The organism is Mitsuaria sp. CC2 (assembly GCF_048957715.1).
In the GTDB taxonomy this organism is placed as follows: domain Bacteria; phylum Pseudomonadota; class Gammaproteobacteria; order Burkholderiales; family Burkholderiaceae_C; genus Roseateles.
Genome location: NZ_JARVXN010000038.1, coordinates 137,316 through 158,570, shown reverse-complemented (window position 1 = coordinate 158,570; position 21,255 = coordinate 137,316). Strand labels below are relative to the sequence as shown.

The 21,255-nt window shown below is 68.4% G+C and carries 20 protein-coding genes and 1 pseudogene; 11 read left to right on the top strand and 10 right to left on the bottom strand.

What is annotated here, in order from left to right; translation table 11 throughout:
- Window positions 1–130 precede the first annotated feature (130 nt).
- Genes PV762_RS25095 through PV762_RS25080 form a run of 4 tightly spaced genes read left to right on the top strand, consistent with a single transcriptional unit; the run spans window position 131 to window position 4,675 of the window.
- Window positions 131–1,534, top strand: a complete 1,404-nt coding sequence (locus tag PV762_RS25095; RefSeq protein ID WP_421037722.1) for a glycoside hydrolase family 30 protein — start codon at window positions 131–133, stop codon at window positions 1,532–1,534.
- Window positions 1,535–1,541: 7 nt separating this feature from the next.
- On the top strand, window positions 1,542–2,462 hold the full coding sequence (locus PV762_RS25090) for an MOSC domain-containing protein (RefSeq protein WP_421037721.1): 921 nt from the start codon (window positions 1,542–1,544) through the stop codon (window positions 2,460–2,462).
- Window positions 2,459–3,766: an extracellular solute-binding protein gene (locus tag PV762_RS25085; RefSeq protein WP_421037720.1), complete on the top strand. Its 1,308-nt coding sequence runs from the start codon at window positions 2,459–2,461 to the stop codon at window positions 3,764–3,766. Before PV762_RS25090 ends, PV762_RS25085 begins: the two co-directional genes overlap by 4 nt.
- A 27-nt stretch (window positions 3,767–3,793) precedes the next feature.
- Window positions 3,794–4,675 (top strand): glycoside hydrolase family 16 protein, encoded by an 882-nt coding sequence (locus PV762_RS25080; RefSeq protein WP_421037719.1) that lies wholly within the window; start codon window positions 3,794–3,796, stop codon window positions 4,673–4,675.
- A 37-nt stretch (window positions 4,676–4,712) separates the two neighbouring features.
- On the opposite strand, the gene PV762_RS25075 is transcribed toward PV762_RS25080, so the two are convergent.
- Window positions 4,713–5,477, bottom strand: a complete 765-nt coding sequence (locus PV762_RS25075) for an SDR family oxidoreductase (protein WP_421037718.1) — start codon at window positions 5,475–5,477, stop codon at window positions 4,713–4,715.
- A gap of 93 nt (window positions 5,478–5,570) precedes the next feature.
- On the opposite strand from PV762_RS25075, the gene PV762_RS25070 reads away from it, so the two are divergent.
- The 3 genes from PV762_RS25070 to PV762_RS25060 all read left to right on the top strand — a co-directional run bounded on the left by PV762_RS25070 (window position 5,571) and on the right by PV762_RS25060 (window position 8,000).
- Complete coding sequence (locus PV762_RS25070) at window positions 5,571–6,506, top strand: AraC family transcriptional regulator (protein WP_421037717.1); 936 nt, start codon at window positions 5,571–5,573, stop codon at window positions 6,504–6,506.
- Complete coding sequence (gene yddG / locus PV762_RS25065; protein WP_421037716.1) at window positions 6,493–7,398, top strand: aromatic amino acid DMT transporter YddG; 906 nt, start codon at window positions 6,493–6,495, stop codon at window positions 7,396–7,398. Before PV762_RS25070 ends, yddG begins: the two co-directional genes overlap by 14 nt.
- Before the next feature lie 188 nt (window positions 7,399–7,586).
- A complete protein-coding gene (locus tag PV762_RS25060) occupies window positions 7,587–8,000 on the top strand; it encodes a VOC family protein (protein WP_421037715.1) in 414 nt (137 codons plus the stop codon).
- A gap of 28 nt (window positions 8,001–8,028) precedes the next feature.
- Here PV762_RS25060 and PV762_RS25055 read toward each other — a convergent pair whose 3' ends face one another.
- Both PV762_RS25055 and PV762_RS25050 read right to left on the bottom strand, forming a co-directional pair.
- Window positions 8,029–8,331: a putative quinol monooxygenase gene (locus PV762_RS25055; protein WP_421037714.1), complete on the bottom strand. Its 303-nt coding sequence runs from the start codon at window positions 8,329–8,331 to the stop codon at window positions 8,029–8,031.
- Entirely contained in the window at window positions 8,328–9,008 is a 681-nt protein-coding gene (locus PV762_RS25050) for a type 1 glutamine amidotransferase domain-containing protein (RefSeq protein WP_421037713.1), read from the bottom strand. Before PV762_RS25050 ends, PV762_RS25055 begins: the two co-directional genes overlap by 4 nt.
- A 151-nt stretch (window positions 9,009–9,159) precedes the next feature.
- On the opposite strand from PV762_RS25050, the gene PV762_RS25045 reads away from it, so the two are divergent.
- Complete coding sequence (locus tag PV762_RS25045; protein ID WP_421037712.1) at window positions 9,160–10,533, top strand: C13 family peptidase; 1,374 nt, start codon at window positions 9,160–9,162, stop codon at window positions 10,531–10,533.
- A gap of 63 nt (window positions 10,534–10,596) precedes the next feature.
- Here PV762_RS25045 and PV762_RS25040 read toward each other — a convergent pair whose 3' ends face one another.
- Window positions 10,597–10,944, bottom strand: a complete 348-nt coding sequence (locus PV762_RS25040; RefSeq protein ID WP_421037710.1) for a hypothetical protein — start codon at window positions 10,942–10,944, stop codon at window positions 10,597–10,599.
- Between the two features lie 602 nt (window positions 10,945–11,546).
- Between PV762_RS25040 and fusA the strand changes: the two genes are divergently transcribed.
- On the top strand, window positions 11,547–13,598 hold the full coding sequence (gene fusA / locus PV762_RS25035; protein WP_421037709.1) for an elongation factor G: 2,052 nt from the start codon (window positions 11,547–11,549) through the stop codon (window positions 13,596–13,598).
- Window positions 13,599–13,758: 160 nt separating this feature from the next.
- Here fusA and PV762_RS25030 read toward each other — a convergent pair whose 3' ends face one another.
- From PV762_RS25030 to PV762_RS25015, 4 genes and pseudogenes are all read right to left on the bottom strand, one after another.
- Window positions 13,759–14,343, bottom strand: coding sequence for a cohesin domain-containing protein (locus PV762_RS25030; RefSeq protein WP_421037708.1), 585 nt, complete (start codon window positions 14,341–14,343; stop codon window positions 13,759–13,761).
- A gap of 8 nt (window positions 14,344–14,351) precedes the next feature.
- A complete protein-coding gene (locus tag PV762_RS25025) occupies window positions 14,352–16,973 on the bottom strand; it encodes a phosphocholine-specific phospholipase C (protein WP_421037707.1) in 2,622 nt (873 codons plus the stop codon).
- Window positions 16,974–17,090: 117 nt separating this feature from the next.
- Window positions 17,091–18,119: pseudogene (locus tag PV762_RS25020) on the bottom strand (SDR family oxidoreductase).
- A gap of 3 nt (window positions 18,120–18,122) precedes the next feature.
- The gene (locus PV762_RS25015) at window positions 18,123–18,713 is read right to left on the bottom strand and encodes a TetR/AcrR family transcriptional regulator (protein ID WP_421037706.1); all 591 of its coding nucleotides are present in this window, start codon (window positions 18,711–18,713) and stop codon (window positions 18,123–18,125) included.
- An 18-nt stretch (window positions 18,714–18,731) separates the two neighbouring features.
- Between PV762_RS25015 and PV762_RS25010 the strand changes: the two genes are divergently transcribed.
- Both PV762_RS25010 and PV762_RS25005 read left to right on the top strand, forming a co-directional pair.
- Window positions 18,732–19,601, top strand: a complete 870-nt coding sequence (locus PV762_RS25010; RefSeq protein ID WP_421037705.1) for a GNAT family N-acetyltransferase — start codon at window positions 18,732–18,734, stop codon at window positions 19,599–19,601.
- A 107-nt stretch (window positions 19,602–19,708) separates the two neighbouring features.
- The gene (locus PV762_RS25005; protein WP_421037704.1) at window positions 19,709–20,134 is read left to right on the top strand and encodes a hypothetical protein; all 426 of its coding nucleotides are present in this window, start codon (window positions 19,709–19,711) and stop codon (window positions 20,132–20,134) included.
- A gap of 35 nt (window positions 20,135–20,169) precedes the next feature.
- Here the strand turns inward: PV762_RS25005 and PV762_RS25000 are convergent, their stop codons facing one another.
- Together PV762_RS25000 and PV762_RS24995 are read right to left on the bottom strand one after the other, a co-directional pair.
- Window positions 20,170–20,868: a hypothetical protein gene (locus PV762_RS25000; RefSeq protein ID WP_421037703.1), complete on the bottom strand. Its 699-nt coding sequence runs from the start codon at window positions 20,866–20,868 to the stop codon at window positions 20,170–20,172.
- Between the two features lie 64 nt (window positions 20,869–20,932).
- Window positions 20,933–21,223 (bottom strand): putative signal transducing protein, encoded by a 291-nt coding sequence (locus tag PV762_RS24995; protein WP_421037702.1) that lies wholly within the window; start codon window positions 21,221–21,223, stop codon window positions 20,933–20,935.
- Between the last annotated feature and the right edge of the window lie 32 nt (window positions 21,224–21,255).

Sequence of the window (21,255 nt, the reverse complement as noted above, 5' to 3'; positions counted from 1 at the left end):
ATCGGCAGCGTCCGCATCGCGCCCCGCCTCCGGGCCATCCCTGAATTGACCATCCCGCCGACTGCCTCTATGCTCGCGTCATGAAAGCGCTTTCAAGCGCTGGCCTGGACACGACAACAAAGGTAGTTCGATGACGGAGACAACTTCAGCGGGCGCGCGTGCGTCCCTGCGATGGACCCTGTCCGCCAAAGGCGCGGACCTGGCGAGCTCGACGCGCCTGAAGGCGCAGCCCGAGCTCGCCCTGCAGCCGGTGGCGCAGCTGATGGCCGATGCCGCGATCGCCGGCATGCCCAAGCTGGTCGTCAACAGCGCCCGGCGCTTCCAGCGCATCGAGGGCTTCGGCGGTGCCTTCACCGAAGCCGCCGCGACGACCTGGCAGAAGCTGCCGCCCGCCGAGGCGAACGCGCTGCTGCAGGCCTATTTCGACGTCAACGCGGGCCACGGCTACACGTTCAACCGCGTTCACATGAACAGCTGCGACTTCTCGCTGGGCAACTACGCGCATGCGGACGTGCCGGGCGACGAGGCGCTTGAACACTTCAACATCGACCGCGACCGCCGCGCGCTGCTGCCGATGATCCACGCCGCGATGAAGGTCGCGCCGGGCCCGATGAAGCTGCTGGTGTCGCCGTGGAGTCCTCCGGCGTGGATGAAGACCAACGGGCAGATGAACAACGGCGGCAAGCTGCTGCCGCAGTACGCGAAGGCCTGGGCGCAGTGCTACGTGAAGTTCATCCAGGCCTATGAGGCCGAAGGCGTGCCCGTGTGGGGTGTGTCCGTGCAGAACGAGCCCGACGCGGTGCAGCGCTGGGACTCGTGCGTCTACACGGCGGAGGAGGAACGCGACTTCGTCCGCGACCACCTCGGCCCGGCGCTGCACGCGGCCGGACTGGAACGGATCAAGGTCGTCATCTGGGACCACAACCGCGACCAGATGGTGCAGCGCGCCGACGTCGTGTACTCGGACCCCGAGGCTTCGAAGTACGTCTGGGGCTGCGGCTTCCACTGGTACGTCGAGGACCATTTCGACCACGTCGGCCTGCTGCATGACGCGTATCCCGACAAGCAGCTGCTGTTCACCGAAGGCTGCCAGGAAGGCGGACCGCACATCGGCTCGTGGAACACCGGCGAGCGCTACGGGCGCAGCATCCTCAACGACCTGAACCGCTGGACCGTCGGCTGGATCGACTGGAACCTGCTGCTCGACGAGACCGGCGGTCCGAACCACGTCGGCAACCTGTGCAGCGCGCCCATGCTCGCGGACCGCGAGCAGAACCGGCTGATGTCGCAGAGCTCGTACGACTATCTCGGTCACTTCAGCCGCTTCATCAAGCCGGGCGCCTTCCGCGTGCTGTGCTCGGCGAGCAGCCAGGACCTCGAATGCACGGCCGCGGTCAACGAGGACGGCAGCATCGCCGTCGTCGTGATGAACCGCAGCGAACGCGAGCACCGCTTCTCGCTGCGCGTCGACGGCCAGGCCGGCGTCGCGTCGCTGCCCCCGCGCTGCATCGCGACCTACGTGCTGCCGCGCTGAGGGCGACGTGGACCGGCACTCCGCCCTGGCCGCGATGGCCGCCGTCCACGGCGATCGCTCGGCGACGTCGGCCACCACGCCCTCCGCGACGTCCTCCACGGCCTACGCCTGCGTCGAAGCGCTGTACGTGTATCCGGTGAAGTCCTGCGCCGGCGTGCGCGTGTCCGATCTGCGCTTCGACGCCGACGGACGGATCCTCGGCGACCGCGAATGGATCGTCGTCGACGGACGTGGCGAACTGGCGTGGCTCGGCTCGCATCCGAAGCTGGCGCTGGTGCAACCCCGGCTGATGGCCGAGGCCCTGCTGCTGTGCGCGCAGGGCCAGCAGCCCGTGCGTCTCGCGCGCGAGGCGGAAGGGGCGTCGACCTATGCCCTGATCTGGAGCCCGGACGAACGCCGCATGGTGAGCCATCGCGGTCGCGATGCCGGCGCCGTGGCGGCGCAGTTCCTGCGCGAGGTCACCGGTGACGATCTGCGACTCGTGAAGCTCGACCGGAGCGCGGCGCTGTCGACGGCGCCGAACGCCCTGCACGCGGTCTCCACCGGATCGGTGATCGAGCTCAACGAGCAACTGGCCGCGCTGGGACGCGCTCGCGTCGACGTGAGGCGGCTGCGGCCCAACCTCGTGCTGCGCGGCATGCAGGAGGCGCTGGTGCCGTTCATCGAGGAACACCTGATGCAGCTGGTCTGGCGGGACGGCGAAGGCTGGTGGCGACGCATGTCCCACGCGGCCGCCTGCGAGCGCTGCATCGTGCCCAATGTCGACCCCGACACCGGCCACGTCCAGGCCGGCGTGGACGCGGCGATCGCGGCGCTCAGCGCGCAGCGCTGGCCGGGACAGGCCTCGCGCTTCGGCGTCTACCTGCGGCCGCCGACCGGCGGCTCGATCAGCGAAGGCACGGTCATCACGATGGAGCTGGACTTTTGAGCGCGAACAGCGGAGAGGGCGGTCGCATCCGCCAGGGGCTGACCCGGCGCGGCATGCTCGCGGCGATGACCACACCGGCGTGGTCCGGCGTGCTGGTGGTGCCGGCGCTGGCGCAGACCCGCGAGGTGCTGACCATCGCGGCGTTCCCGCTGATGGACGAGATCGCCAAGGCGGCGATTCCGTCGTGGCAGGCGATGCATCCGGACGTGGAACTGCGCATCCTGATGCGCCAGTACTCCGACCACCACACGGCGATGACGACCGCGCTGTCGACGGCGGTGGGGCTGCCGGACGTGATGGCGCTGGAGTCGAGCTTCGTCGGCCGCTTCGCGCAGGGCGGCGGCCTGGAGGATCTTCGGCAGCCGCCGTTCGGCATCGAGGCCTTCCGGTCGCGGCTGGTCCCTTACGCCTATGACCAGGCCGTGGCGCGCAGCGGCGCGGTGGTCGCGGTGCCGGCGGACATCGGTCCTGGCACGATGCTGTACCGCAAGGACATCATCGAGCGCGCCGAGGTGGCGCCGGAGGAGCTGACGCGCAGCTGGGACAACTACGTCGCGACCGGCGAGCGCATCAAGTCCCGCACCGGCGCCTACCTGATCGCGAACGTGCAGGAGATCAAGGACATCCTGATCGCCGACGGCCTGAAGCCGGGCGAGGGCATCTACTTCGACACCGAGTCGCGCGTGCTGGTGAACTCGCCGCGCTTCGAGCGCGCGTTCGAGGTGTCGCTGCGGGCCCGCCAGAAGGGCCTCGACGCGAAGGTGCCCGCGTGGTCGAACGACTGGGGCGCGGGGTTCAAGCAGGGGCGGCTGGCGACGGAGCTGTCGGGCGCCTGGCTGGTCGGCCAGCTCAACGCCTTCATCGCGCCGGAGACCAAGGGGCTGTGGCGCGTCTCCTCGCTGCCGGGCGGCTCGCACGCGCCGTACGGCGGCACCTTCTACGCGATCGCGCGCAAGTCGGCGGCCTCGCGCAAGCGGCTCGCATGGGACTTCATCCAGCTGATGTCGCTGAACCCCCAGCGGCAACTGCAGGCGTTCAAGTCCTATGACGCCTTCCCCGCGCTGCGGGACGTCCACGACGACCCGTTCTTCAGCGAGCCGGTGGATTTCCTCGGCGGACAGCGCGCGCGGTTGCTGTGGCGCGACGACGCGCTGCGCATCACGGCGCTGCCGGTGCACAAGCAGGCCAAGTTCGCGGAGGAGGTCGTGCAGACCGAGCTCGACAAGGTGCTGCGCGGACAGAAGACGATCAAGGCGGCGCTCTCGGATGCCGAGCAGCTGCTGCAACGGCGCGCGAAGCGCTGAATTCCAATCGATACGGAGACCTGGCTCATGAAGCAACGACTGACGCGTCGCTGGGCGGCGCTGCCGCTGCTGGCGGCCCTGGCGATCGACGGCGGCGCAGCGCTCGCACAGGCGGAGGCGGGGGCGCAGACGGCGACGGGCAAGGGCGGCGCGGCGACCGGCCCGATCGGACTGCCGGCGGGATACACGCTGGTCTGGTCCGACGAATTCGACAAGGGCGCGCTGCCCGACGAGGCCAAATGGGCCTACGACACCGGCATGAACAAGCAGGGCTGGCACAACCGGGAGAAGCAGTACTACTCGGGCCCGCGCGCGGAGAATGCCGCGCTGAAGGACGGCCGGCTGGTGATCACGGCGCGCAAGGAGTCGCTGTCGTCGCAGCCCGACTGGGGCGGCCAGAAGTACACCTCCACGCGGCTGATCACGAAGGGCAAGGCCGAGTGGACCTATGGCTACTTCGAGATCCGTGCGAAGCTGCCCTGCGGCCAGGGCACGTGGCCGGCGATCTGGACGCTCGGCAGCCAGGGCGACTGGCCGGCGTCGGGCGAGCTCGACATCCTCGAGCACATGGGGCAGAAGCCGGATTGGGTGTTCAGCACGGTGCACACGACGTCGGGCCACGGCGGGCACGGCGTCGGCGACGGTCGGAAGCTCGCCACGGCCTGCGGCGGGTTCCACAACTACCAGATGCTGTGGACGCCCAAGGAGATCCGCTTCGGCATCGATGGCCAGGTTCACGCGGCGTATCCGAACCTCGGCCAGGGAACGGCGCAATGGCCGTTCGACAAGCCGCAGTTCCTGATCCTCAACCTCGCGATCGGCGGCGACCTCGGCGGCGAGATCGACGACAAGATCTTCCCGATCGGGTACGAGGTCGACTACGTGAAGGTGTATCAGGCGGGGAAGTGAGCGCGCCTGAGGCCCTGCCTCAGGGGCAGCTTCAGCTTCAAGCGTCTGCCAACGCCGCCGACAGCGCCACCGCATCCGCCCCCGCCGGAATCCGCATCGGCGCCTGCGGATCCGTGACGGCGCGCCAGACGGCCTCGGCCACGTCCTGCGCGACGGTCACCGGCGTCGACAGGTCGCGCACCGCCGCGAACACCTGATCGCGGAACGCCACGTAGGCCTCCGGCACGTCGGGGCTCATCAGCTTGCGCGCGTTGTCGCCGAAGCTCGTGCTCGGCGAGCGTCCGGGCAATACCAACCGCGCGCGGACGTTGAAGGGCGCCAGCTCCAGCGCGAGCGACTCGGTGAACGCATTCACCGCCGCCTTGCTGCCCGTGTAGACCGACAGCAGCGGGAGCGACTTCAGCGTGACGCTCGACGTGACGTTCACCACCACGCCCGAGCGACGCTCGCGCATCTGCGGCAGTACCGCCTGCGTCATCGCGATGGTGCCCAGCACGTTGGTCTCGTAGAGCGCGCGCGCGTTGACCATGTCGACGGCCTCCAGCGGCGCCAGCAGGCCGACGCCGGCGTTGTTCACCAGCGCATCGATGGGGCCGGCGTCCCTGAGACATTGACCGATGCTCCCGGCATCGGTGACATCGAGCGGCAGGACGCGCAGCGCCTCGGACCTCGGCAGCAGGTCCTCGCGCGGCTGGCGCATCGTGGCGACGACGCGCCAGCCCTTGTCGAGGAAATGGCGCGCCGTTTCAAGGCCGAAGCCGGACGAGCAACCGGTGATCAGGACGGTGGAAGCACGGGACATCAGGAACTCCTGGGTTGGGGATTTCCGCACGATAGGGATCGACCTAAGGACTGGCTACACTGCGAAGTCCATACATTTGTCGAGATCGTCCAGATGATCGACCCCCTGGCCGAAGTCGTGTCGCTGTTGCGTCCTCAGGCGCCGTTCTCGAAACTCGTCGTCGCCTCGGCGCCGTGGGCGGTGCGCCGCAGCGAGACGGGCCGGCCCTTCTACTTCGTCGCGCTCGAGGGGTCCTGTCATCTGACGATCGACGGCCCCGGTCCCAGCGAGACGATCACGGTGCACGAGGGCGACTTCGTGCTGCTCCCGGCCGCGCGCAACTTCGCGACCTCCAGCCTGGACCGCCAGCCGCCGCGCGAGGACGAACCCGTCACCACCCCGATCGTGCCGATGCCCGGCGGTGCGCGCATCGGCGATCCGGACGGAAAGGTCGACATGCGGATGCTGGTCGGCCACTGCGTGCTCGGTTCGCCGGATGCCGAGCTGCTGGTGTCGCTGTTGCCGCGGTGGGTGCATGTCCGCGGCGAGCGCCGTCTGTCGACGCTGGTCCAGCTCGTCGGCGACGAGTCGCGCGCCGATCGGCCGGCGCGGGAGATCGTCATGTCGCGTCTGCTGGAGGTGCTGCTGATCGAAGCCTTCCGTGCGACGGCCAGCACGGCGGCGACGCCGGGTCTGGTGCGCGGCCTGGCCGATCCCAGGCTGGCGCTGGCGCTGCGTCGCATGCACGAGGCGCCCGCGTCGCCGTGGACGGTCGTGGAACTGGCGAAGGAGGCGTCGATGTCGCGCTCCGCGTTCTTCGATCGTTTCAGCCGTGCGGTCGGCGTCGCGCCGATGGCATATCTGCTCGGCTGGCGCATGGCGCTGGCCAAGCAATGGCTGCGGCAGCGCGAGCTGTCGATCGCGGAGATCGCCGAGCGCGTGGGCTACAGCGCCGTGGGACCCTTCGGCGTCGCGTTCGCGCGGCATGTGGGCATGCCGCCGGGGCGATTCGCCCGGCGGGCCAACGAAAGCATGCATGTCGACGTCTGAGCTGTCGAAGTCCGTGTCGAGCGGCGCCACGCTGCTGGGCCTGTTGGCCATCCTGTTCTGGAGCACGTCCGTGGGCGTCACGCGCAGCACGATCGAGTTCCTCGGCCGGACCGGCGCGCCGGCGGTGCTGTTCACCGTGTCCGCGCTGCTGCTCCTGCCGACGCGCACCTCGCTGCGCGCGCTGCCGCGCCGCTATCTCTGGCTGGGCGCCGCGCTGTTCGTCGGGTACGAGCTCTGCTTCGTGCTGGCGCTCGGCTTCGCGCGGTCCCGCCATGAGGCCATCGAGGTCGGCATGGTCAACTACCTCTGGCCCAGCCTCACGGTGCTGTGCTCCGCGATCGCCGGCCGCAGGCGGCTGAACGTGCTGATGCTGGGCGGACTGGCGCTGGCGTTCGCCGGGGTGATCGCGGCGTCCTCGCCGCCGGAGGGGCTGTCGCTCAGCCAGTTCTTCCATAACGCGGCGTCGAATCCGCTCAGCTACGGCCTGGCCTTCATCGGCGCCATCGTGTGGGCTCTCTACAGCACCTGCACCAAGCACATGGCCGAGGGCAAGAACGCGCTCTGGTTCTTCATGGCGCTGAGCGCTGTCGGCTTCTGGGTCGTGCACGCGTTCAACGTGGAGCGCGCGCCGATGAACTGGTCGACGCACATCGTCATCCAGGTCGCGCTGGCGAGCGCGGCGGTGACGCTGGCCTACATGCTTTGGAACATCGGCGTGCTGCGCGGGAACATCCATGTGCTCGGCCTGGCGGCGAACGGGACGCCGTTGATGTCGGCGCTGTTCGCGTCGGTGCTGCTGAGCGCCCCGTTGCCGCCGGTGTTCTGGGGCGGCGCGGCGATGGTGGCGGTGGGGTCGCTGATCGCGGGGGTCGGGGCGAGACGATCGACCTGACCGCCTGATCGTTCTCCTTGCCGCATCGCGCCATCGCAGCGACGGCCTATCGTGACGCGCTGCCGAATCCTGTCAGCAGACTCTGCTGTCACGCAGCTGCTGTCCGTCTTCCTACATTGACCTCACCGGTCGCGTCATGCGTGGCAACGCAGCGCGATCCGGTTTGTTCAACGAGTCCAGGAACGACCATGGCATTGACCGTCACCCCCCACCTCAATTTCCGCGCCCAAGCCCGCGACGCGCTGAGTTTCTATCACGGCATCTTTGGCGGCGACCTGATGGCCGTGACCTACGGCGAAGCGCACGCCGCCCGATCCGAGGCTGACACGGCGCTCGTGCTCTTCGGCCAGGTCGTGGCACCGAACGGCTTCCGCGTCATGGCCTACGACGTGCCGACCGACCAGCGCTGGGACCGCGGCGACCGTGCCTTCTTCGTCTCGATCCAGAGCGGCCAGGCCGACGAGATCTCGGCGTTCTGGAAGCAGTTGGCCGAGGGCGCTTCAATCCTGCAGGATCTCGCGCCCTCGGCCTGGTCGCCGCTCTACGGGATGCTCACGGACAAGTTCGGCGTCACCTGGGTGCTGAGCGTCGCCGCGTTCTGAGCGGGGCAACACCTGACGCCGCGCAGGCTCACGCCTTCGCTTGCAGCAGCTCCACCTGCCGTTCGCTCAGCAGCGGCAGGATGCGCTGCACCACCAGCGCCTGGTAGTGGGGCGAGGCGCGATGCGCCTCGATGGCAGCCTGGTCCGAGTAGCGCTCAAGCAGGAGCAGTTCGGCCTCGGTTCCCACGCTGTGGAACGCCTCGTAGCCCTGGCAGCCCGGCTCGTCCAGCGACTGCTCACGCAGCGCGGCGATCAGCCCCAGCACCTCGGGCACGGCTTCCGGCGCCATCCGCCAGCGCGCCACGACCACGATCGGTGCCTCGGCGCTCATGCGCTGTCCTTGTTCAGGGCCGCCACGATCTCCTTGGCGAGTGGTGCGCCCGACGCCGGGTTCTGGCCCGTCATCAGGCGACCGTCCACGACCACCTTGGGCTGCCACACGTCGGCCTTCTCGTAGATCGCGCCTTGCTCGACCAACGCGCTCTCCAGCAGGAAGGGCACGTCGGCGATGGCGTAGCCTTCCTCCTCGGCATTCGAGAACCCGGTGACGCGACGCCCCTTCAGGAAGGGGGTGCCGTCGTCGAGCTGAGCGCCGGAGAAGGCCACCGGACCGTGACACACGGCGGAGACGATCTTGCCGCCGTTCCAGGCGCGGATCACGGCCCGCTTGACGTCGGGATCGGTGGCGATATCGGCCATCGGGCCGAGGCCGCCTGGGAAGAAGATCGCGTCGTAGTCCAGCACGTCGACCTCGGACAGCTTTCGGCTGCGCGACAGTCGGCGGAAGGCGGCGCTCTCACGGAAAGCGCGCTGTGCCGGATCGGACTCGTCGTACGCATCCGACGGCGGCGTGCCGCCGAGTGGCGACACGAAGTCCACCGCCACGCCGGCGTGGTCGAATACCTCGAACGGATGCGCCACCTCGGCGAAGAAGTAACCCGTCGGACGATGGTTCGGACCGATCTCGGCGGTGTTGGTCAGGACGAACAGGACATTCTTGACAGTCATGATGAGCTCCTTGGCGGTGCCCGCGTGGCGGGCGGATTCGAAGGTCGTCGCTCCTCGGGGGAGATGAATTTCGACGTCGCCAGGGAATGATGGGCGTTCGACTTCAATTCATGAAATTTATTCGATGGATATCAGTCATTCACAACGGAGCATGACTCCAGGGTTCGCCTGGCTCACCGAGGCCGCGCGCGTGCTGACCTTCCGCGCGCCGCGCTGGGAGCGGCTGAGCGGCGGGCCGTGGACCCTGGTCGCATTCGTGGCGCTGTCGCTGGCGGTCGGGCTCGGCCTGCAGCGCGAGGCGATCGCCGGCGCCGCCACCTTCGAGTGGAGCGCGATCTACAAGAGCTGGAGCGGCACGGTCGTGTCCGTGTGGATCTGCTGGCTGCTGCTCGCCTCGCCCGGGCGGCGCGAGCCGGGGCCAGCCAACGTGGGCACGCTGGTGACGCTGCTCGTCGCCGTGACGCTGTTGCTGAACATCGCCGACGGCGCATTGGCCAGACTCGCGCCGGCGGTGTTCGGTCCCTCGGAGGGCTGGCCGGACTGGGCCCGCTGGGTCGCATGGCTCTTCCCGATGGTCTGGGAAGGCCTGGCGAGTCTGCGACTGTGGTGGCGGCTCACCACCTCCGGCGTGGTGCGCGCGATCGCGCTCCTGCTCACGCCGCTGCCGATCGCGATCAGCGGCTGGCTCGATCCGATGTACTTCTGGTGGCCGGCGCGGTCCGCCGAGGCGGGCACGGAGTACTCAGGACTGTCGCTGAGCGAAGAGGTCCTCGACAAGCAGTCGACGCTGATCGCCGAAACCCTCCGAGCGTTGCCGCCGTCCCAACCGGGCCTGGTGAACGTCTACGCCGCCACCTACGCGCCGTATGCCTCCCAGGACGTATTCATGCATGAGAGTGCCGTCGTCGCGAAGACGATGACGGAGCGCTTCGGCACGGGTGGACGGACTGTCCAGCTGGTGACGAATGCGAAGTCGCAGGACACGATCCCCTGGGCGACGCGGCCGAACCTGCACCGGACGATCGCGCGTATCGGCGCCGTCATGGACCGCGAGAAGGACGTGCTGTTCCTGCACCTGACCTCGCACGGCGGTCGCGACGGTCTGCTCGCCACGGAGTCGTATCCGTTGGAGAGCGAGCCCATGACGCCCGCGCTGCTCAAGCAGTGGCTCGACGAGGCGGGGATCCGCTGGCGGGTGATCTCGGTCTCGGCGTGTTTCTCAGGCAGCTGGATAGCACCGCTGGCCGACGACGGCACGCTGGTGATGACGGCGGCCGACGCGACGCACACCTCGTATGGCTGCGGCTCGAAATCGCCGCTGACCTTCTTCGGCCAGGCGATGTATGTCGACGCGCTGAGGCAGACCCGGTCCTTCCAGGAAGCGCATGCGCAGGCGCGCAAGTTGATCGAGGTTCGAGAGAAGGAAGCGGGGAAGACCGATGGCTACTCGAATCCGCAGATCCGGGAAGGCGCGGCGATCGGCGAAGTGCTGAAGCGCCTGGAGGCGCAGCAGCGGGAACGTTGATGCTGACGGCGCCATGAAGAAGACCGCCCGAAGGCGGTCTTCCTTCTTCTTTGCGGAGTCATGTCAGCGCAGATAGTTGAGAAGCGCCATCGTGGCGGCCATCATCCCAAAGCCGCCGAACATCATCGCCATGGACGAACGTTGCATCTCGACCAGGCGCTGCGAGAGATCGCTCTTCAGGTTCGCCATGTCGACCTGGAGCTCCGACTTCAACTGCGCCAGATCGTTCTTGGTGGCCATGTCCTTCAGATCGCTCTTGCTTGCCATCTCCTTCAGATCGCTCTTGGTCGCCATCTCCTGCTGAGCGTCGCGGATCTGGTCAGCCTCCCTTCGGATCGACTCCGCTGCGGATCGAGCTTTGGCTTCAGACACCCCGGCGCTGGTCAACGCCAGGAACACATCGATTTCCATTCATCACCTCACTTTCAGCGAGTCATTGCGGAGAGATGAATCTACGCTCGCACGCCCGATCTGGCACTGACTGGTTCTGGGGTTTCGTCATCGTGAATAGACGCAGATGAGTAGTCGACATTGACAGCAATGAGCGGCCCCAGCGCACGCTGTCTATCCATCGCAACACCTGACCCCGAATCGAGTACGGTCATCGCGACAGCCCATTGCACGAGCGCGCGGGTTCGCTCAGAATCACGGCCATCATGAAGACCTCCCAAGTGATCAAGGCGACTTTCGCCACCTGACGCGCCCTCCGATCGCATTCGGAAGGCGTGCGCGCCTTCCGGTCTTCCACAGAACCCCGGCAGGCCCAGCGCCCTCCGGGGTTTTCTGTTTTCCGCTTTCCGTTTTCACCTCTCGTTTTCGATTTCAACCATGCGCACCCGCACCTACGACAAGCTGATCGCGACGATTCCCGTCCGCCGGACTTGCGTCCGCGCGCGCCCGCGCTCCGGCTCTCGATCCGGCATTCCGCCGCATCCCTCTCGACGCTAGCCCGCATCAGGTGAATCCGCCTGAGGGCAGCGTCTTGCCCTCAGATTTCGAAAGAAGGATTCACCATGAACTCGCGCCACACGACCCACAAGCCCCTGCGCAACCTCGGCGTCATCGCCCACGTCGACGCCGGCAAGACCACCACCACCGAACGCATCCTGTTCTACACGGGTGAAAGCCATCGCATCGGCGACGTCAACGACGGCACCACCCGCATGGACTTCGATCCGCAGGAACGCCGCCGCGGCATCACGATCAACAGCGCCGCCGTGTCCGTCCAGTGGAAGGGCACGCAGCTCAACCTGATCGACACGCCCGGGCACATCGACTTCAACATCGAGGTCAACCGCTCGCTGCGCGTGCTCGACGGCGCGGTCGTGGTGTTCGATGGCGTCGCCGGCGTGGAGCCGCAGACTGAGACCAACTGGCGCCTCGCGGACAAGTACCGCGTGCCGCGCATCGCCTTCATCAACAAGCTCGATCGCGTCGGTGCGGACTTCCTGCGCGTCGTGGCCATGATGGAAGAACGCCTCGGCGCGACCGTGCTGCCGCTGCAGCTGCCGATCGGCGCGGAGGGCGACTTCCGCGGCGTCGTCGATCTGATCGCGATGAAGGCGCTCGTCTGGGAACGCGACGACGCGTCGGCGCCGTACGTCGAATCGGACGTGCCCGCCGCGATGCTCGACCAGGCGCGCGCCCATCGCGCCCGCCTGATCGAGACCGTGGTCGAGCAGGACGACGCCGTGCTCGCCGCGTGGCTCGACGGTCAGCCGATCGATGAAGCGACGTTGCGCCGCTGCATCCGACGCGGCGTGCTGTCGGGCGCGTTCGTGCCGGCGCTCGCGGGCTCGGCGTTCCGCAACCGCGGCGTGGAGCCGCTGCTGGACGCAGTCGTCGACTACCTGCCGGCGCCGGAGGACATCCGTCGCGCCGACATCGACGTCGCGGAGAAGTCGCCGTCCGACCCGGACGGTCCCTTCGCCGCGCTCGCGTTCAAGGTGGCGGCCGACGGTCACGGGACGATGGTCTTCGTGCGTGTCTATCGCGGACGGCTGCGACGCGGCGACGCCGTGCTCGACGTCAACACGGGGCGCATGGAACGGGTCGGTCGGCTCTACGAGATCCACGCGGACGACCGCGTGGAGCGCGACGAGCTGCGCGCCGGCGACATCGCGGCCGTGATCGGCCTGAAGGAGACGCTGACCGGTCACACCCTGTGCGACCCGGCGAGCCCGTTGCATCTCGAGGAGATCAGCGTACCCGAGCCGGTGATCGACGTCGCGATCGAGCCGAAGACGCGCGACGACGTGGGGCAGCTGTCGAAGGCGCTGCAGGCCATGCTGCGCGAGGACCCGAGCCTGCGGATGCGGTATGACGCTGAGACCGGGCAGACGATCCTTTCCGGCATGGGCGAGCTGCAGCTGGAGGTCTCGATCGAGAAGCTGCGCGCGCGTCATGGCGTGGAGGTGCAGGTCGGCCGGCCGCAGGTGGCGTATCGCGAGACGCTCGGGCGGGCGGTGGACGTGCATCACGTCCACAAGAAGCAGAGCGGCGGCCCCGGGCAGTTCGCCGAGGTCGTGCTGCGCTTCGAGCCGCTGGCGCGCGGCGAAGGCCTGCGTTTCGAGAGCCGGGTCGTCGGCGGCGCGATCCCCCGCGAGTTCATTCCCGCGGTGGAGGCGGGCATCCGGCGCGCGGCACTCAGCGGCGTGATCGCGGGCTTCCCGTGCGTGGACTTCCAGGTCACGCTGCTGGACGGCGGTTTCCACGAGCGCGATTCGTCAGCGATGGCGTTCGAGCTCGCGGCGGCGACTGCGACGCGCGAGGCCTTCGCGAAGGCCGATGCACAGTTGCTGGAGCCGGTGATGGCCGTCGAAGTCGTCACGCCGGCCGAGTCGCTCGGCGACTGCATCGGCGACCTGAATCGTCGGCGCGGGCTGGTCCGTGGTCAGGCGCTGCGCGGCACCGCGATCGTCGTCGACGCCCAGGTGCCGCTGAGCGAGATGTTCGGCTACATCGGCAACTTGCGTGCGCTCTCGTCGGGACGCGCGTCGTTCTCGATGCAGTTCGAGCGTCACGAACTGGCACCGCGCAAGGTGCGCGACGCCGTGGTCCAGTGATCGTCTGAAGACCTGGCGGTCGGCTGATGGTCGACCGCCCGACGTCCGCCCGACGTCCGACCGACGTCCGATCGCCGTCCGATCGCCGTCCGATCGCCGCCCAAGTTGGCGGCCCCCAGGGAGCCCGTGAGCACGGGCTCCCTTTTTTCCGTCCGTGTGGTCAGTGCGAGGTCTTGCGACGACGCGTCGTGAACCCGAGCGCGCCCAGGCCCAGCGCCGCGAGCAGCACCGACGTCGGTTCCGGCACCGCCGACACCGCCAGGTTCAGCGACGCGTTGAGCGGCTGCACGTCGCTCCACAGGTAGCTGAGGCCGTGGTTGAGGTTGCCGGCATCGGTGATCAGGCCGATCTGCGCGAGGCCGCCCTGCAGCGCGTCGAAGTGCAGCGTGCCGAGCAGCAGCGAGGTCTGGCCGCCGTTGGCGACGCCGGGGAAGCTCGATCCGCCGAAGGTGCCGGCGCCCAGCCACGGGCTGTCGTCATCCCAGCCGGCCGCGGCGGTGAAGCTGCCGAAGGAGAGCTTGGTCGTGTCGTAGCTGAGGCGGAAGCCGAAGGACAGCAGCTCTTCATCGGAGGGCAGGCCGCCGAACGGATCCACCAGGCTGATGAGCAGGTCCACGCCTTCGCCGACCTTGGCCGGACCGGCGGCGGTGAGCGAAACGGTGGCGGCATGGGCATCCGGGGCGGTCAATGACGCGATCGCCAGTGCAGCGGCGGCGAGCAGGGGGTTGCGGAGCATGAGGGTCATGAGGGGTCTCACAGGGTGCTGAAGAGCTGGTACCAGACGCGGTAGTCCGCTTGCGTGATGCACTTGTCGCCGTCCATGTCGGCCAGCGGCTCGAAGCGCGCGTCGCCGGCGCAGCTGCCGATGGCGTTGCGCAGCGTGTCGCGGTCGGCGGCGGTGACGGCGCCGTCGGCGTTCACGTCGCCGTTCTTGCGGATGCGGACCGGCAGGCGCGCCGCGGCTTCGCCGTAGCCGTCGTTGAGGAACAGGCCGAGGAAGTAGTCGCCTTCCGGCTGACCCGCGAGCGCGAACACCTGCGATCCCGACGGGCTCGCCACATAGTTCCACTTCAGCGAACCCGGGCCGCCGGGCGTCATGCCGACGCGGTAGAGGCCGATCCAGTTCGTCGTGCTCGACGGCAGGCCGGTCCAGGTCAGCGAGACGTTGCCGCCGATCCGCACGCGGTCGACGTCGGCCTTGAACGTGGCCGTCGGCGTGCTGGGCGGCAGCACCGGCGGTGCATTCCACGTGACCTGCGCCAGGCCGTTCAGCACCGGGTCGGTGAAGTCGAGCCCCGCGCCTTCGACGTGTCCGGCCAGGCGGCGCTGGAAGGCGTTGTCGCCGTCGACGGTGACCAGCAGGTCGTACCAGCCGTAGCTCGACGTGACGGCGCGGACGTGGTCACGACTGGAGCCCGCCGGCACGTCCACCGTGACGACGGTCTTGTCGCCATAGGCGTTGTCGACCACGCGGAAGCGCATCGTCTGCGTGCTGGCGTTGCGCAGTGTCAGCGTGATGCTCGCGCTCGCGGGCTGCTCCTTCAGGCTGGTCGCGGCCAGGCGGCCGACGCCGTCGAAGCTCATGCGGAACTCGCGCAGGAAGCCGTTGTCGCCGTGCACGGCGAGCTGCAGCGGCGCGCTGCTCCAGTTCCAGACTTCCTGGTCGATGCGCTTGCCCGGTTCGACGGTGTAGTGCCATGGGCCGTCGGTGCGCAGCGTCGAGTAGACGATGAACGCGGCCGTGACGCTGCCTTCGTTGGCGAAGCTCAGCGCGAACTGTTTCGCGTTCGTCGCGGCGATGCCCTCGACGGTCGAGCGGTACGGCAGCGGGGCAGCGCGGCGCGGGACGCCGCTGGTGGCCTTCTCCTGGCGCGGCAGGCTCTGGTTGGCCGGCGGCAGCGCGTCCTTGGTGCCCCAGCCCTTGAAGTACACGGCGTTCGCCGGCACCGAGGACGGGAACTCGGCCCCGCCGGACTTGAAGTCGAAGGCGCTGGTCATGTCGCCGCAGACCGCGCGGCGCCACGGCGAGATGCCGTTGCACTGCACGCTGCTGCGCGGATGGCCGAGCGCGACCAGCCATTCCTCGGTGAAGCGGATCAGCGAGGTGTGGTCGAACAGCTGCGAGCAGACGCGGCCGCCCTTGCTCCACGGCGAGATGACCATCGTCGGCACGCGCGGGCCGAGGCCGATCGGCTGGCTGTTGGCGATCTCGCCTTGCGTGGCGTTGGTCATCGTCGTGCGGCCGCGGTCGCTGTTCAGCGGCGCCATCACCGACGGCATGTGGTCGAAGAAGCCGTCGTTCTCGTCGTAGGTCAGGATCAGCGCAGTCTTCGACCAGACCTCGGGCGTCTGCACCAGCGCCTGCAGCAGGCGCGCGGTGAAGTTCTCACCGGCGTTGGGCGTGTCGTCCGGGTGTTCGCAATACTCGGTCGGCGCGCAGATGTAGGACACGCGCGGCAGGTTGCCGCTGCGGACGTCGGCGGCGAACTGGTCGATCAGCCACTGGCCGGTCGTGCCCGCTGCGTTGGCCTGCGTCGAGCCGGCGGCCAGCGCGCGGCCCTTGCGGTACAGCGGCGAGGCGCTGGTCAGCTTCTGCCCGTTGGCGTCGGTGCGGAAGTTCTTGAAGTACTGGAGGTAGTTGTCGCCGTAGTTGTCCCACTCCTGGTAGACCTTCCAGCTCACGCCGGCGTTCTCCAGGGTCTCGGCGTAGGTCACCCACTCGTTGCCCTTGGCGGCGGGGTTGTCGTTGGCGATGTCGCCGTTGTAGGTGCCGTTGGTGACGTTGTAGAGCTTGGAGTCGGAGATCCCGGTCACCACCGCGTTGCTGTGGCCGGTGAGGGCGTAGAAGCGGTTGGGGTCGGTCGGTCCGAAGATCGAGCAGTGGTAGGCGTCGCAGACGGTGAACGCGTCGGCGAGGGCGTAATAGAAGGGCAGGTCGCTGCGGTCGAAGTAGCCCATGGTGCGGGACGACTTCTTGGGCACCCAGACGTTCCAGTCCTTCCAGGTGGTCTCGGTGCCTTTCCAGCTGTGGTCCAGGCCGACGCGCAGCGCGTTGGTGTTGCGGATGTCGAAGTGGTACGGGAGCACTTGGGAGCCTACGGCGGTGCCGGGCTGCATCCAGACGGGCTGGCCGGAGGGCAGGGCGATGGGGCGCGGATCGCTGTAGCCGCGCACGCCGGCGAGCGTGCCGAAGTAGTGGTCGAAGGAGCGGTTCTCCTGCATCAGGATGACCACGTGCTCGATGTCGGCGAGGGTGCCGGTGGCGTTGTTGGCGGGTGTGGCGAGTGCCTGTCGGAGGGTCTGCGCGAACGCATGGCTGCTGGCCATGCCGGCGACCGCGGCGGTCAGGAAGGACCGGCGGGATGTCGTGCTCATGAAGCTTCACCTGGGAGGTCGTGAAGCGCGTGATTTTTTTCGCGGAGGAAGTCAGCAGCGTGAAGGGCGGACGTAGCGCCCGGGGCCGGCGCGCCCATCCGGGCGATCAGCGAGCGTTCAGCGGGTGCCCAGCAGACCCCGGCGGGCCAGGCTCTCTCCTGTTGCGACGATCGCTTCGGCGTCGCCGCGGGGTTGCCAGTCGAGCACGCGTCGCGCCTTGAGGTTGGAGAGGTGCATCACCTTGCCGAGCTCGGGCAGCAGCTGGCGCAGCCCGGGCTTGAAGCGGGCGGTGAGGCGGACCAGCCAGTTCGGCAGCTGCCGCGTGGGCGCGAGGCGCGCCGCCTCGCCCAGACCGGCGCGCAGCATGCGCGCGACATCGAGCATCGATACGCAGTCGCCGGCGGAAGCGAGGAAACGTTGGCCCGCGGCCTGGGGATGCGTCATCGCGCGAAGATGCAGTTCGGCGACGTCCCGCACGTCCACCACGCCGAAGTGCAGTTGCGGACAGGCGCTGATCTGGCCGTCCAGCATGCGCTTGATCAAGCCGATCGATGACGAGTAGTCGGCACCGAGCACCGGGCCGAAGATGCCGACTGGATTGATCACGACGAGCTCCAGTCCTCGACCCGATGCGGCGACGAAGTCCCAGGCGGCGCGCTCGGCCAGCGTCTTCGACTTCACATACGCGGTGGTATCGGCTTCCAGGCGGCTTCAGTGGGACTCATCAAGCGGCTGTTCCAGACGGGCGTGCCCGTACCCGATCGCGGCGAAGGAGGACGTCAGCACCACCCGCGCCACACCCGCCGTCCGCGCGGCGCGCAGCACCCGGAGCGTGCCCTCGCGCGCGGGGACGATCAGCTCGTCCTCGTGCTGGGGCGCGCCCGGAGGAAACGGCGACGCCGTGTGCAGCACGTAGTCGCAGCCGGCGACGGCTTCGGCCCATCCGGCATCCGCACCGAGGTCTGCGATCACGATGTCGAGACGGGCGTCCGGATCGGCGCCGCCCTGGCGGACCATGTCCCGCACGACGGACGAGCGGCTCGCCGAGCGCACGGTGGTGCGGACCTCATGGCCGGCCTGCAGCAGTTGGACGATGCAGTGACCGCCGAGAAAACCGGATCCGCCGGTGACGAGGACCTTGCTCATGGATCATTCCTCCAGATGGCAGCAGACGCGCACGCACAGCCGGACGCGTTTCGAGAACTCCTGAGGTGTCGGCTTGCCGTCCTTCCAGGTGAGGCCGCACAGGAACAGCACTTGCGCGACGTCCTGCGGCGATCGGTTCGACGGGACATCCAAGAACTCCGGCGCCGATGCCAGCGCCTTGGCGATGCGCTGCTGGAAGGCGAGCTTCACTTTCTCGACCTCCTTCGAGGAGAGTTGGTCGCCGGCCTCGATCACGTCGAAAGCGCTCGGCGTGAAGGTGACGAGATGGCGACCGAACCAGGCGTCCATGGCGGCGGCGAGTCGCTTGGAGAGCGGCTGGTCTGTGCGGCCAAGCGCTTCGTCGACGAGCGTCAGACCGTCCGTGAGGTACTTCTGCATCGCGGCGACGAACACCTCGTTCTTTCCCGCGAAGTGCAGGTAGAGACCCTGCTTGGAGATCTGCGCCGCGGCGGCGAGATCCTCGATCGAGGTCTTGCGGTAACCGCGCTGTCCGAACTCCCGGATCGCCGCGTCGAGGATGGTGTCCCGTCGCGCATTGGGTGCGGGAGCCTGTGCTTCGCTGCTTGATTTCATTTGACCAAGTGTACTGAAATGGTCAAAACGGTCAACTTAATGGTTTTTCCCGTTGGTCCACTACCATGTGGCGGCATGAATGACGCCTCCGCTCTGCTCGCCGCCTACGACGACCAACTCCGCTCCGACGCCGAAACGCCGAGCGCCATTGCCGTCACGCGACTGGGACCGTTGCGGCTGGTGACCTTCGCGCGCGGCCGTGGCTTCGTGACGTATCGCGATCTCGGTGGTGCGGATGCACAGGAGATCCATCGGCTCGTCGGAGAAGCCGTGCGGCACTATCAGGCTGATCCCGCCATCACCCATGTCGAGTGGAAGTCGCGCGGGCACGACCTGGCACCGGGGCTGCATGAGGCGCTCCTGGCGCATGGCTTCGAGCCCGATCCGCCGGAGTCGATCATGATCGGCGAGGCGCAACTGCTGGTCGCCGATGTCCCATTGCCGGAGGGTGTGACGATGCGCACCATCCGTGAGCCGCAGGAGGTGGCGCGCATGTGCGCGATGCAGGCGGAGGTGTTCGGCGACCTCGATCCGGATCCGATGACGCAGTCGCTGCTGGAGCGGCTCGCGCGCGACGATGGGATGTCCTTGTGGATCGCGGAAGCCGATGGAGAGGTGATCACCGCCGGACGGCTGGAGCCGGTGGCCGGCACCACCTTCGCCGGGATCTGGGGCGGCGCCACGCGTCCGGCGTGGCGCGGGAAAGGCATCTACCGTGCATTGACCGCAGCGCGGGCGCACGAAGCGCTGGCGCTGGGGAAGACGCTGATCCACAGCGACTCCACGGACTTCTCGCGGCCCATCCTCGAAGCCTCGGGGATGGTGAAGGTGTCGACGACGACGCCGTACAACTGGCAGCGCCGGACGGCGCGCGGTGTCACGCCCTGACCCCCTCGGTCGCGGGAGCCGGTACCGAGAAGACGAGACCATCGTCGCTGGCGATGCGGCGCACACACTGCGCGGCGTCGCAACCAACCGCTCCGGCCTCCACGTCCATGTCGCCCCGCTTCATCTTCCTGGCCTTCAGCGTGCTGCTCTATCTGGGCTCCCTCGCGCTACCGGCGATCCGCTTCGCCAACGGCGACCATCACAGCGGCTTCTTCCTGCTGTGTCTGGGCTACCTCAACGGCACGGTCCATTGGCTGGCGAATCCCCTGGTGTGGGCGGCCTGGGCGCTGCTGGCCCTGCGACGGCCTGTGCTCACGCTGATCGTGCTGGGCGCGGCCGTGGCGTTGATGCTCGGAGCGCTCCAGGTGCGTGAGGCGCTCTGGTCCTGGAACAGCCTGGCGGCCGCCCGCTTGAAGGTCATCGGCCTTGATGCGGGCTATTGGGTCTGGCTCGCGAGCGCCGTCGTCGCCGGGATCGGCGCTCTGGTCGAGTGGGGCAGCCGGGTGGTCGAGAAGGCTGGCGAATCGCGGTGAGCGGAGCGCCGGCCTGGCGCGTTGCAACGCGTCGCTCACTTCGCCGGATCTTCTTCCGGATCCTGAGTGCCCTCAGCGGCATGACTGCCCGCTGCTCCGAGCCCAAGTCCTGCGCCGAGGCCTCCAGCACCTGCGGCGCCGCCACCGCCACCGCCACCGCGCGAGCCGCCTTCACGCCCACCGGCGCCACCGCTCTTGCCAGCGCCGCTGCCCGCGGGCCTCAGCGGACCTTGCTTCGGGATCACGACGGACGCCGGGATCGGATCGAGCTCCAGCACCTCGCGGATGAAGTCGCGCAGCGACGTGACGAGCGCCGCCGTCTCCACCGGCTTGCCCGTGACCATGTCCTGGGCCGCCTGCGCGGCGAGGCGCACCTGCTCGTCTGTGCCAAGCAGGATGATGTCCGACAGCGCGGCCTCGACGGCATCGCGCATGCGGCGCGCGCGATCGGAGGCGCCGATCGCCATCGTGCCGGGCTCGGCGAGTTGGCGCAGCTCGCGCAGATGGCGCGGGTCCACGGCGAGCGTGCCGGTGAACGAGCCCCCCAGCGTCTTGTACGCCGCGATCAACGTCTTGAGCCGTTCATTGATCTGCCGATTCGCGCGCTCGCGCCGCTGCTGCACCGACTGCATCACGAGCAGCCGCACGCCGACGGCGATCAGCGACACGATGACGAGTCCGATCAGCGTCGAGAGCATCGTCTGCCAGGAAGTGAAGTCGAGGGCGCCGCGCATGGAAGGTCTCCGGAACTGGCCTATCCGGCAATCGGTGCGCCAAGCGGAGTCGCCGGCGTTCAGCTCAGCGCGCGGGCTGCTCCCGCCCGTCGTCGTCCTCGAGCCGATAGGCCCCGGCCTCGAATTCCGCGATGGTCCTGTGGGCCGCGGCAGCTTCCGAAGCCGGCACCAGCACGCGCACACCGCCGAGCGCCGGCGACAGCAGCGAATAGTTCCGCACCATGTGCTCGTCCGCGAGATGCGGCGAGAGGTGGACGGCTTCCAGCACGCCCTTCAGCAGGTGCGCCTCGGTCGGTGAGTCCAGCGTCGCGACGCAGACGAAATCATCGGATGTCGGATCGTTGTGGGCTGGCATGGGTCCTCCGGTGTGGTGAAGCATACGGTGTC